Origin of the sequence: Campylobacter portucalensis, assembly GCF_009690845.1 — a bacterium.
Classification (GTDB): Bacteria; Campylobacterota; Campylobacteria; order Campylobacterales; family Campylobacteraceae; genus Campylobacter_B; species Campylobacter_B portucalensis.
The window spans coordinates 58,200-70,758 of record NZ_VWSJ01000001.1 but is presented as its reverse complement, the minus strand read 5'-3'; the positions used below and the strand labels follow the sequence as shown (position 1 = coordinate 70,758).

At 28.8% G+C, this 12,559-nt stretch carries 13 protein-coding genes; all 13 read right to left on the bottom strand.

Annotated elements, in window-relative coordinates; all coding sequences use genetic code 11:
- Positions 1-9: 9 nt before the first annotated feature.
- From dxs to lpxB, 13 genes are read right to left on the bottom strand one after another with little or no spacing between them, the layout of a single operon-like run.
- A complete protein-coding gene (dxs, locus tag F1B92_RS00360) occupies positions 10-1,854 on the bottom strand; it encodes a 1-deoxy-D-xylulose-5-phosphate synthase (RefSeq protein ID WP_154569936.1) in 1,845 nt (614 codons plus the stop codon).
- 8 nt (positions 1,855-1,862) lie between these two features.
- The gene (gene hisC, locus F1B92_RS00355; protein WP_154569935.1) at positions 1,863-2,957 is read right to left on the bottom strand and encodes a histidinol-phosphate transaminase; all 1,095 of its coding nucleotides are present in this window, start codon (positions 2,955-2,957) and stop codon (positions 1,863-1,865) included.
- Positions 2,954-4,027: a prephenate dehydratase gene (pheA, locus tag F1B92_RS00350; RefSeq protein WP_154569934.1), complete on the bottom strand. Its 1,074-nt coding sequence runs from the start codon at positions 4,025-4,027 to the stop codon at positions 2,954-2,956. Before pheA ends, hisC begins: the two co-directional genes overlap by 4 nt.
- Positions 4,014-5,234 carry a diaminopimelate decarboxylase gene (gene lysA, locus F1B92_RS00345; protein ID WP_154569933.1) on the bottom strand — a complete coding sequence of 407 codons (1,221 nt, stop codon included), beginning with the start codon at positions 5,232-5,234 and terminating at the stop codon, positions 4,014-4,016. The genes pheA and lysA overlap by 14 nt, the downstream gene beginning before the upstream one ends.
- A 59-nt stretch (positions 5,235-5,293) precedes the next feature.
- Positions 5,294-6,355: an LptF/LptG family permease gene (locus tag F1B92_RS00340; RefSeq protein ID WP_154569932.1), complete on the bottom strand. Its 1,062-nt coding sequence runs from the start codon at positions 6,353-6,355 to the stop codon at positions 5,294-5,296.
- Positions 6,352-6,897: an aminoacyl-tRNA hydrolase gene (gene pth / locus F1B92_RS00335; RefSeq protein ID WP_154569931.1), complete on the bottom strand. Its 546-nt coding sequence runs from the start codon at positions 6,895-6,897 to the stop codon at positions 6,352-6,354. The genes F1B92_RS00340 and pth overlap by 4 nt, the downstream gene beginning before the upstream one ends.
- A 2-nt stretch (positions 6,898-6,899) precedes the next feature.
- Positions 6,900-7,436, bottom strand: coding sequence for a 50S ribosomal protein L25/general stress protein Ctc (locus F1B92_RS00330; protein WP_154569930.1), 537 nt, complete (start codon positions 7,434-7,436; stop codon positions 6,900-6,902).
- Positions 7,437-7,496: 60 nt separating this feature from the next.
- The gene (locus F1B92_RS00325; protein ID WP_154569929.1) at positions 7,497-8,639 is read right to left on the bottom strand and encodes a type IV pilus twitching motility protein PilT; all 1,143 of its coding nucleotides are present in this window, start codon (positions 8,637-8,639) and stop codon (positions 7,497-7,499) included.
- Between the two features lie 9 nt (positions 8,640-8,648).
- Positions 8,649-9,641 (bottom strand): transaldolase, encoded by a 993-nt coding sequence (locus tag F1B92_RS00320; protein ID WP_154569928.1) that lies wholly within the window; start codon positions 9,639-9,641, stop codon positions 8,649-8,651.
- Positions 9,634-10,257 carry a phosphoserine phosphatase SerB gene (gene serB / locus F1B92_RS00315; protein WP_154569927.1) on the bottom strand — a complete coding sequence of 208 codons (624 nt, stop codon included), beginning with the start codon at positions 10,255-10,257 and terminating at the stop codon, positions 9,634-9,636. The genes F1B92_RS00320 and serB overlap by 8 nt, the downstream gene beginning before the upstream one ends.
- Before the next feature lie 23 nt (positions 10,258-10,280).
- On the bottom strand, positions 10,281-10,991 hold the full coding sequence (locus tag F1B92_RS00310; protein ID WP_154569926.1) for a UDP-2,3-diacylglucosamine diphosphatase: 711 nt from the start codon (positions 10,989-10,991) through the stop codon (positions 10,281-10,283).
- Positions 10,992-11,000: 9 nt separating this feature from the next.
- The gene (gene greA / locus F1B92_RS00305) at positions 11,001-11,486 is read right to left on the bottom strand and encodes a transcription elongation factor GreA (protein ID WP_154569925.1); all 486 of its coding nucleotides are present in this window, start codon (positions 11,484-11,486) and stop codon (positions 11,001-11,003) included.
- Between the two features lie 12 nt (positions 11,487-11,498).
- Complete coding sequence (lpxB, locus tag F1B92_RS00300; protein WP_154569924.1) at positions 11,499-12,530, bottom strand: lipid-A-disaccharide synthase; 1,032 nt, start codon at positions 12,528-12,530, stop codon at positions 11,499-11,501.
- Between the last annotated feature and the right edge of the window lie 29 nt (positions 12,531-12,559).

The following is a 12,559-nucleotide window of genomic DNA, read 5'->3' as shown; positions in this document are numbered from 1 at the left end:
TTTTAATATTTAGTTATCAATGTTTTCAAAAATTGCAATTTTTGTTAAATTTACAGTATCAATCCCTAAAGATTTCTCAATCAAATCGGTATTGCCGTGAGTTATAAATTTATCTTCAAATTCAAAGCTTTTTATTTTTACATCATAAATTTGATTTTCTTGCAAAAACAAAGCCAAAATAGAGCCAATCCCTCCCATTTTAGCACTATCGCTAAAAATATACCAAATTTTACTTCTTTTGCTTAAATTTAATAAAAACTCCTTATCAAGCGGCTTTGCAAAAACTAAATCAACTAAATTTGGCTTTAAATTTGAGCTATTTTCTTTTAAATTTTCTAAAACTTTATAGGCTTTTCCGACACCATTTCCATAGCCTAAAAATGAGATATCTGAATTATTATCAATAAGCATTTGAGATTTATGGGGTTTTATTTTTTCACACTCAAACTCATCGCCTAAAATAAAATTTCCTCTTGGATATCTTATGGCTAAAGGTCCTTTATGTGTATAAGAATACTCCAAAATCGCCTTAAAACTTTTTTCATCTCTTGGTGCAATCATTGAAATATTTGGAATAGCGTTTAAATAACTTATATCAAAAACTCCTTGATGAGTTTCGCCATCTTCTCCTACGATACCTGCCCTATCCATTGCAAAAACAACATCTAAATTCATAATTGATGCATCGTGAATTACTTGATCATAAGCTCGTTGTAAAAATGTTGAATAAATCGTAATGTATGGCTTAAAGCCCTCTTTTGCCATAGCTGCCATTGAAGTAACTGCGTGTTGTTCTGCAATTGCTACATCCCAAAAGCGATTAGGAAAAGTATCTATTAACTTATCAAGCCCTGTTCCTGTTGGCATAGCAGCAGTAACCCCAACTATATTTTCATACTTTTTAGCTAATTCCAAAAGAGTTTGTGAGTAAATTTGAGTAGCTGTTTTTTTGCCACTACTTTTTTTAACTGCCTTACCATCTTCAGGGTTAAATGGTGAAACCCCGTGCCAATTTTCCTTACAACCCTCTGCTAATTCATATCCTTTGCCTTTTGTTGTTTGAGTGTGGATAACAACTGGTTTTTTTAAATTTTTAGCTATTGTAAAGGCGTGGATTAAATCTTTTATATTATGACCATCAATTGGACCTATATATTTAAGTCCAAGCTCTTCAAAAAACAGTCCTGGAGTAATCAGTTTAAAACTCTCTTCAAATCTTTTTGCCATATATGAAGCACCTTTTGGCATATTTTTAGCTAAGAAGTCTTTAATGTAATTTCTAACATTCATATATAGCGGTTCAGCCATTTTCTGACTTAAATATTTACTAAAAGCTCCAATTGGCCTACTTATACTCATTTCATTATCGTTTAAAATGATAACACAAGGAAGTTTTATATCGCCAAGTTCGTTTAATGCCTCATAAGCCATTCCTGCACTCATCGCTCCATCACCTATTAAAGCAACGGGGATTCTATCTTCATTTTTTAAATTTATAGCTTTTGCAGCACCAACTGCTAAAGAAATAGAAGTAGAGCTATGTCCTGCTACAAAATAATCAAACTCGCTCTCATTTGGTTTTGTGTATCCGCTAATTCCACCAAATTGACGAAGAGACTCAAATTCAGCCCAGCGATTAGTTAAGAGTTTATGTGTATAACTTTGATGACTTACATCAAAAATAAAAGGATCTTTTTTAACATCAAAAACATAATGCATAGCCAAAGTCAATTCCACACATCCTAAGTTTGAACTCAAATGCCCGCCATTTTTACTAACAACTCTTAAAATTCTATCTCGAATATTTTTTGATAATATTTTTAACTCATCTATACTTTTATTTTTTATATCCATCTTTCCCTCTATAAAAGTTCTTTTAGATGCTTTAAGACGATTTCATTTTGTTTTTTTAACCCAATTGTAATGCGTATAGCATTCATATTATAGCTTTTTAAATCTCTTAAAATTATACCTTTTTTGAGCAAAGAGTTGCAAATTTGAGTAGAATCTTGTTTTTCTAGCACAAAAGTTATGAAATTTGTATAGCTTGGTATAAATTTAATACCATTTTTAACCGCAAATTCCTCAAATTTTTTCATTTCTATTAAATTGTTATTTAAAGAGTGATATATGTAATCTTCATCTTCTAATACAGCAATTGCAGCAGCTAGTGATGGCGTAGTAATATTAAAAGGAGCCCTTAATTTAGCTAAATTTGAGATGATATTTTCATTTGCAATACCATATCCAACCCTCATTCCGCCAAGTCCATAAAGCTTAGAAAAAGTGCCAAGATAAATAGCATTTTTAAATTCGCTAATTATTTTTGGATTAATTTTTTTATTTTCGTCTTTAAATGCAGCAAATTCATTATAAGCACCATCAATAACAATTAAAGTATCTTCATCTGTATTTTTAATAAACTCATACACATCTTTTGCATCCAAACACTCACCAAGTGGATTATTTGGAACGCATAAGAAAATTACTGAAATTTTATCTTTATTTTCTTGATAAATTTTAGTAAATTCATTTAAATTATGAATGCCTGATGGAGTTTTAAAAATCTTTGTATCTGAATGCTTTGCATAAATTTCATACATTGCAAATGTTGTTTTTGATACTAAAATTCCTTGATTTTGATTAGTTTTTGCATGAATTATAAACTCAATGATTTGATCGCTTCCTGAACCAATTATAATATTTTTATCCAAAATATTATATTTTTTTGATAGAGAATTTTTAAGCTCAAACATAGAATCATCTGGATATAAATTTGCAAAATTTATGCTTTTATTTAAAGCTTGAAGAGCCTTTTTGCTAACTCCATTTGGATTTTCATTGCTAGCTAGTTTTATAACCTCATCTTCCTTAATTCCAAATTCTCTAACGACTAATTCTATTGGTTTTCCTGCTTCATAGTTATTTATGTTTTTTAAATGTTTATTAAATTTCATTGCTCATCTCCATAGCTTCCTAGCCAAAATATTTCATTGCCTCTATTTTTGGCTAAATTTATAATTTTTTGAACTCTTTCATCATCTATATGCCCTTCAAAATCTATATAAAAATTCGCTTTAAAATCACGTTTTTTAATCGGTCTGCTCTCAAGTTTTGTTAAATTTATACCCTCATTTCTAAACATTCCAAGAAGTTCTACTAAAGCCCCTGGAGAGTGATCTGTTTTGACCATTATGCTTGTTTTATCTTTTGTACTTTTTTCGTTTTTGAAATCGCTTATTATAAAAAATCTAGTTCTATTTGCTAGATTGTCTTCTATTTTTTCAAACATCACTGGCACATTATAAATACTAGCTGAAATTTTAGAGCAAATTGCTGCTGAATTTTCATCTAAACTTGCCATTTTTGCTGCTAGAGCTGTTGATTTTGTCGCTATAAATTCAATGGATAAAAGTCCGTGATCTTCTAAAAATCCAAGGCATTGATTATAGCCTTGCGGATGAGAGTAAATTTTTTTGATACTGCTTAATTTTTCATTTTTGCTTACAAAAGAGTGATGAATATCCATATAAATTTCAGCCACTATCTTACTTGTTGTAAATTTACCAAGGCAATCAAAAGTTATACCAACACCACCTTCAGTGTTATTTTCTATCGGAACAACTCCATATTTAATCTCCTTTGAATCAAGTGCTTTAAAAACTGCTTCTATACTTGCAAAAGGAATGTAGTGACTAACAGCACCAAATCTACTTTTAGCTGCTTGATGAGTGTGAGTTCCAACAGGCCCTAAAAATCCTACACTTTGAGGCTTTTCTAAATTTCTTGATATAGAAAATATCTCATAATATATCGCCTCTATAGCCTTTTTGTTTAAATTTACACCCTTTTCAAAATCAAGCCTTTTTAATATAGCTTTTTCTCTTTCTGGTCTGTAAATAGGTGCTCCGTTTGAATTTTTTAAATTTCCAATTTTTTTTACAAATTCCATTCTCTTATCTAAAAGTTTTAAAATTTGGCTATCTATTAAATCAATCTCTTCTCTTAGTGTGTCAATGTTTTTCATCAAAATTTCCTAGAAATTCTACTTCATTTTTAATCAAATCTTCAAAGCTCTCTTTTTTGCAAATTAATTGAATTTTATCATCTAAAACACAAATAGCAGCAGGTTTTAATCTAGAATTATAATTACTTGCCATCGAAAATCCATAAGCCCCACTATCTTCAATCAAAAGTAAATCGCCACTATTTAAATTTGGTAAATTTATATCTTTTCCTAAAAAATCTCCACTTTCACAAATAGGTCCAACAACATCGCATTTGCTTAAATTTTCATATGGCTTTAGGGCTTTTATGTTATGAAATGCTTGATATAAACTAGGTCTTAAAAGCTCGCTCATAGCAGCATCTACAATCACAAACCTTTTTCCTAAATTTTCTTTTTCATATAAAACTTTTGTAAGAAGCTTGCCACTTTTTGCTACCAAAAATCTACCAGGCTCGCACACGATAGTAACATCTTGTCCATTTAGGGATGATAAAATTCCTTGAGTGTAATTGTATAAATTTATAGTTTTTTCATCTTCATAATCCACTCCAATACCGCCACCAACATCGAAAAATTTTATATCTATATCTAAGGCTTTTAAGCTTTTCATTAAATCTGCTATTATTTTTGAAGCTTCAATTATTGGTTGTTCATCTAAAAGTTGGCTTCCGATATGAAAATGAATTCCAACTGGATCTAAAAAATCGCTTTTTTTAGCATATAGGTACATCCATTTTGCTAATTCTATACTAACTCCAAATTTATTCTCTTTAAGTCCTGTTGAGATATATGGATGAGTTTTTGGATCTATATTTGGATTTACTCTTATGCTAATTCTTGTTTTGTTGTTTAAATTTTGTGAAATTTTTTCTATTTGTAAAAGTTCTGCTTTGCTTTCAACATTTATCATTAAAATATTTGATTTTATGGCTTCTTCTATCTCATCATCTCTTTTACCAACGCCAGATAGAATTATATTATAATTTTTAGCTCCAGCTAGCAGTGCTTTTTTAACCTCATTAAAACTAACACAATCAAAACCGCATCCTAAATTTGCTAAAAATTTTAACAAACTTAAATTTGAATTAGCTTTTACAGCATAGCAAATTAACGATTTTCTAGCACTAAATGAGTTTTTAAGCTCTAAATATCTACTTTTTATATCGTTAAAATCATAAATGTAAAGCGGTGTTTCATATGTGTTAGCTAAATTTTGATAATCCATTTAATGCCTTTAAAATTTAATTTAAATTTTGATTTTACAAATATTTTGCTTAAAAAATCTTAATGAGTTTTTAAATTCAAATAAATAGCAAATATCATCAAAAATAAAATCGGTAAAATGATTCCTATTTCAGGAGAAATAACCCCTGTTATTGAAAATCTTGTTAAAACAAATAAAGCTCCCCAAATACAAAGTGTAGATATAAAAAATATAAAACTCGCAATTGCAAGATTGAAAAATCTACCAGTTGTAGGCATATAATAAAATATAATTAAAATCATAAATGGCGCAAAAAATGGAGTAAATATTAGGCTATATAAATTTGCTTTAATGTTATTTATATTTATGCCTTGATCTTGAAAAGCCTTAATGGATTTAATGGCATCATTTATAGAATAGATATTTGATGAATTATAAATTTTTTCTATTATGGCTGGATGAAGTTTTTGTAAATCTTCAAATTTTTCAACACTTTCATATTCTAAACCATCTGCACCTAAATTTAAGTTGGCTGGAATTTTAGTTATATTTGCATCAAAAAATACCCATTTTTTGTCATCATAATTTGCTTTTTTGATGTTTGCTATTTGATTGAGATTTTGCTGATCTAAATAGAAAATTTTTATATCATTTGCTGTATTTGTTAGAGAATTTAAATTTTTTATATATATGTATTTGTTTTGGTGTTTTAAAAAAAAATCATTACTTACTTTGTTTATGAGATTTAAATTTTCTATATTTTTTTTATACTCGTTGGCGTAAACAAGAGGTGTGGTGTTGAGGTAAATATAAAAGAAGGTTATGATTAGCGATATCAAAAATGGAGTTTTTATAATACTAAATTTGCTTATACCAAGCGAATAAAAGCTAATAAGTTCATTGCTTCTTATAAAATTTATTATAGTTAAAATCATAGCAAAAATTAAGCTAATCATTATGGTATAATTTATAGCAATAATTGCAGTAAATCCTATATATAAAAGCCCTAAATTTGCAGAATCTGGAAAGTCTTTTGAGCTAATTAAAATATCTACTCCTATATAAAAACCCTCAAGAGCTATAAATAAAATCAAAAAATATTTTAGATAAAAAACCCCCAAATACCTTGAATACAGCTTCATTTTATCTCATTTATATTAAATTTGGCTTTGATTTTATCAATATCACTTTTAATTAGTTCGTTTATTGCATTTTTAGTGTAGTTTAAAATTTTTTCTAACTTAAGAATTTCATCTTCTTTAAATTTTCCTAATACATAGTTTTTAACGCACGATTGCCCGCGTCCAATGCCAATCCTAACTCTTTCATAATCACTTCCAATCAGGCTATCTATTGATTTTATACCATTATGACCACCGCTACTACCGCCCTTTTTAAATTTAACTGAGCCAAATTTAAGATCTAAATCATCATGAATTACTATAATTCTATCAGGCTTATAAAAGTCTTTTACAGCCTTAACCGAAATTCCGCTTAAATTCATAAAAGTAGATGGCTTTAGAAGAAGAAGCGAGCTATTTTTGTAAAGCTCGCCTTTAAATTTATCTTGAGAAATATTTATAAATTTACCGTCTTTAAAAATATCAATAAGCATAAAACCGACATTATGTCTAGTTAAATTATACTCACTGCCGATATTTCCAAGACCAACGATTAAGATCATAGCTATTTAGCAGTCAATACCCCAACAACTGCAACATCACTGCCATCTAATATTTTTACACCATTTGGAACTTCTACCTCTCTTACTATAATAGAATCTCCTGTATCTAGCTTAGTTACATCTAAAATAAAAGAATTTGGAAGATCTTTGCCAAAGCATTCAACATTTAATCTTCTTTTTGATTGAACCAATACGCCTTTATTTTTTAAACCAATAGGCGTTCCTGTAAGTTTTACTGGTATAAAATATCTTGATTTTACATCATCAAGCACAACCCTTAAATCTACATGAGTTAAATCGTTTGTAACTGGATGTTTTTGATACTCTTCAACTACTACTTTATATGTTTTATCGCCAAGTTTTATATCAAATGCTAATGTTGTTTTATTTCTAACATATTTTATAAATTCATTTGATTTAAATGCAGCATTTATATTTTCAAATCCTTTCGCATAAACATTAGCGATTAGATAACCATCTCTTTTTAAAGCCTTAGCAGACTTTTTGCCGATACTCTCTCTAACGATACCTTCTAACATCGCTTTCCTTTCATAATAAAATAAACTTGAGATTTTAGCCAAAATTTACTAAATTTAGCTTTAAACATCTTGAAGTTTGATTAAATTTTCATCTTTTGATTGTCCGCCAGTTTTTTTGGCTATTATGTTTTTAATCATAATATCAAGATCTCCTCTATTTGTGCTTTTATCTAAAGCCTCATCTTTTGAAACTATTCCTTGTTCATATAATTCTAAAAGATGTTGATCAAAAGTTTGCATTCCATACGTATTTTTACCATCTTGTATAGCATCAGGGATTTCGTGAATTCTATTTTCTAGAATCATATCTTTTATTCTAGTATTTTTTATAAGCACCTCAACAACAGCTCTTCTTCCGCCATCATTTGAAATTGCAAGACGTTGTGAAATGGTGGCTGCTAAAACAGAAGCTAGGCTTAATCTAATTCTTTCTTGCTCCTCTTTTTCAAACATAGAAACAACCCTATTAATGCTTTCTTTTGCATCAATTGTATGCAATGTAGATAGTACAAGGTGTCCTGTTTCTGCAGCGTGAAGTGCTGTTTCAATCGTCTCTAAATCTCTCATTTCTCCAACAAAAATGATATCAGGATCTTCTCTTAATGCTGCACGAAGAGAATCGGCAAAATTATTACAATTACTTCCAATTGATCTTTGATTTATAATGCATCTATCATCTTTAAACACAAATTCAACAGGATCTTCGATTGTTATAATGTGGCTATTTCTTTTGTTGTTTATTCTATCTATCATACTTGCGATTGTTGTTGTTTTTCCACTTCCTGTTGGACCTGTTATTAGAATCAATCCACGCATTGTTTCATCTGAAATTTTTTTGATAATTTTTGGAAGCTTTAGATCATCAATTGATGGAATTTTTGCAGGAATTACCCTAAAAACAAAGCTAATACCATCTAATTGTAAAAATATATTTACACGAAATCTGTAATCGCTTCCCAAAGCGTAACTAAAATCTAAACTTTTTTGTTCTAGCAATCTATCATAATCACCGCCAGCAAGTCCTTGTGCCAGAGCGACTGAATCATTTTTTGTAAAAATTTTATCACCAACTTTTTTTAACTCTCCGTTTATTCTGATCCTAATTATAGAGCCTGCTTTCATATGTAAGTCGCTTCCGCCATGCTTGATTAATAAATTTAAGTAGCTATCAAGTTTTTTTAAATTTGAAAATTCATTTACCATTTTAACACCTTATTTTAAACTTTTTAAAATTTCATCAAAAGCGATTTCAAATTGATTTAGGCCGTCGCTTAAAAGCTTGCTATAAACATCTTTCATACAAATTTCATTTTTTTCTAAATTTGCAAAATATTCATCCAATATTTTTTGATTAGCAGGCTCTTTTATCTCTTGTTTTTTTTCTAAAAATGCTTTTATAGTTTCAAGAGGAGCTGTATTTATGGCATTTTTAAACATAAGCTCATCTATATAGTAACTAGCTTTTAAATCATCTCCTTTTACGCCAGTGCTTGCAAAAAGAGTTCTTACATTTGGCAAATTTGCTTCTTGTATTAAGTGATAGCATTTTGTGGCATTGTAAATTCCAAGTTTTGATTTTTCTATCCCTAATTCATTAAATTTATCATCCATCAATCTATCAAATCTACTTACAAAAACACTTATAACACCTTGCGGTAAGTCGGCATTTAAAAAGCGTTTTTTAAATTTTTCAGTTCCGCTTTGGAAAGCATCTAGGCATTTTTTAGTTTGAGTTGGAGAAAATATCAAAGTAGCATTTATATTAACTCCTTTTGACATTAAATCACTCATAGCTTCAAATCCAGCTTCAGTAGCAGGAATTTTAATCATAACATTAGGCATTGCAATTTTTCCATAAAGTCTCTTTCCCTCTTCATAAGTTGCGTTTGCATTATCGCTTAAATTTGGATCTACTTCAATACTTATAAAGCCATCGTCTTTATTTGCAAAATTTTTAAGCATAGCTTGTGCTGCAAGTTTGATATCTGTTGTAGCAAGAATTTCATATAAATCTTTTGCTTTTTTATGTTTAAAATCCTCTTTTTGTTTAAGATAAGCAGATGAATTTAAAATAGCACTTTTAAAAATGCTAGGATTTGATGTAGCACCGTTGATTGTTTGATTGTTTAAAAGTTCTTTAAATTCACCACCTATAAAATCTCTCTCTACAAAATCACACCAAAGTGAAAAATTTCCATCATACATACTTTTTTAACTCCCTTAAATCTTTAATATCAACAATGTGTGTAGCGTATTTTTTAAGCACATCTTTTGCACAAAAAGCCACAGATAATCCAGCTTTTTTAAACATAGAAATATCATTAGCCCCATCTCCAACACACATAATTTCATCTTTTTGTAAGCCCATTAAATTTTGAATCTCTTCTAAAACCTTCCCTTTTGAGTATCCAAACATCATCTCTCCGCCAACTTCACCAGTTAAAATTCCGTCTTTTTCGTGCAAATAATTAGCAAAACTAGCATCAAATCCTAAAATTTCTTTTGCGATATCTGTTGCTAAATGATATCCTCCGCTAAAAACAACAACTTTTATGCCTTTTTTCTTTAAATATGCAATCAAATCTTTTGCTCCGTTGATATATGGTAAATTTAAAAGAGCATTTTTAGCCTCATCAACTCTTAGCCCCTTTAAATTTAAAGCCCTAGCTTTTAAACTTTCAAAAAAATCAAGCTCGCCTTTCATAGCTTTTAGCGTCAAATCTTTTACAATCTCTTCTTTTCCTATCAATCTTGCCATAAAATCGATAGTTTCACCATCCATTATGGTATTGTCAAAGTCAAAAATACAAAGTTTTATCATAAAAATCCTTTTTAATAATTATACTAAATTCCGTTTAAAATAAGCCCATTTTCACTAAAATTTACCACATAAATTTTTTGTGTTACTGCGTATGAGTTTAAATTTATATAAATTTTATCATCCATTTGAAATTTTACATCTTGATGATAATGTCCCTCGATAACGTAATCGCCATCATAGTTAATTAATTTTTTTGCTATGTATTTATCAAAATTTATAAATTTTTTATATAAAATTTTATCTTTTTGACTTTTTAATATAGCTTTTGAAATTTTAAATTTAAATAAAAGATCTAAAAAATTCATAACCTTTAAAAAGGGCTTGTTTCTCAAAAAAAGCATAAAATTTTGAGTTAAAATTGGCAAAAACAAATCCCCGTGTGCTAGCAAAATTTTTTGATTAAATTTTGTTTTAAATAAAACTGGCTGCGATTTATGATTAAAAACTTTTACTTTTGGAAAAATATTTTTTAAATTAAAATCGTGATTTCCCTCAAAATAAAAAATTTCATAAATTTGAGATAATTGGTTAATCAAATTTATCTCTTTTTGATAAAATTTTTGAGTAAAAGTTGTATTTGCCAAAAAATCGAACATATCGCCCATAAAAAAAATTTGACTAAATTTAGGCAAATTTTTTTTAGTATTTTTTAAAAATTCAAAAAAATAAGGACGATTTTCATTTGCATGCGCATCACTTATAAAAATCGCATCTTGCTTTAACTCAAATTCCATAAATTTTCTTTAAAATTCAATCTCTTTATAGCAAATTTTAACTATCTCAATCTCAGTTGTGCCATTTGGTAAATTTAATATAACGCTATCCCCTTCTTGTTTTCCAATCAATCCTCTTGCAAGAGGGGTGTTGATGCTAATTAAATTTTTATCTAAATTGCTTTCACTAGTGCCTACTATTGTATAAGTTTTTTCAATCTCGCTCTCTACATCCATAATTGTAATTGTTGAGCCAAATTTAACCCTATTATGCTCATAACTGCTTGGATCAATTACTTGAGCTTTTGCGATTAAATTTCCTATTTCAGCTATCCTTGCTTCAATAAAAGCTTGTTTTTCTTTTGCGGCGTGATATTCTGCATTTTCTTTTAAATCTCCGTGGCTTCTTGCTATATCGACTTCTTCAACTATTTTTGGTCTTTGAACTAGTTTTAAATCTCTAAGTTCTGATGATAATTTTTCATATCCATATAAAGTCATTGGTTCTGTTGTCATAATGCTCCTTAATTATAAATTTAAAATTTTTACCATATTTAAAGCACTTCCAAATTTTAAGTATTGCTTTAAAACTTGACTTGCTTCTAAAAAATCATTAGGATTGCAATTTACATACGCTTGATATAAATTTTGCAAAGTTACATCATTTTGGATTAGCTCTTTATGAAAAGGATCTCTTCCCATAAAATCATACATTATATTTGCAAGACCAGCGTATTTTATATTAACAACTCTTTTTGCTATAAAAATATCAATAGCCTTTGCTTTATAGCAAAGTACAAATGGAGTGCCAATAAGAGCTGCTTCAAGTGTTGCTGTACCTGAGCAAATAAAAGCAAATTCACTTTTTAAAAGTGCTGTTTTTGTATCAAATACAACCTCAAATTTACTCACATCGCCGTAAATTTCATCTATGCAATCTTTTAAATTTAAAGGCACAACTAAGAGTTTTTTAAAACCATCAAATTTGGCAGTAAGTTCTCTAAAAATAGGCATCAATCTTGAAATTTCAGATTTTCTTGAACCAGGTAAAAATGAGATGATTTTATTTTTTTTATATGAAGTTTTTTGGTAATTTATCTCATCTAGTAAAGGATGACCTACGAATTTTGATTTGTTATAAAATTTAGAATCAAATGGTAAAATGGAGGCTAAATTATCACAATATTTTTCTACTTTTTTGACTCTATTTTTTTTCCAGGCCCAAACTTGTGGCAAAATATAATATGTAATTTTTGTTTTTATACCAGCTTTTTTGATGGCTTTTGCAAGAGGTAGATTAAAAGCGGGGCTATCTATTAGTAAAATTTCGTCGCTATTTTTGGCTAAATTTACCATATTTTTTATAGCTTTTTTTGCTTTAAAAATAAGCGGCAAAACTTCCACAAAACCCATAGCACAAAATTCACTACTTGAAATAAGAGGTTTGCCAAATTTTGGATCAAAAATTCCTTCTAGTTTATAGTTGCGAGCGAATTTTAATATGCCTGATAAATGCAAATTCGCTGATGGCTCAAGACAAGAAACCAAAATATTTTTCATAAATTTCCTAAATTTTTTAGGTTATTATA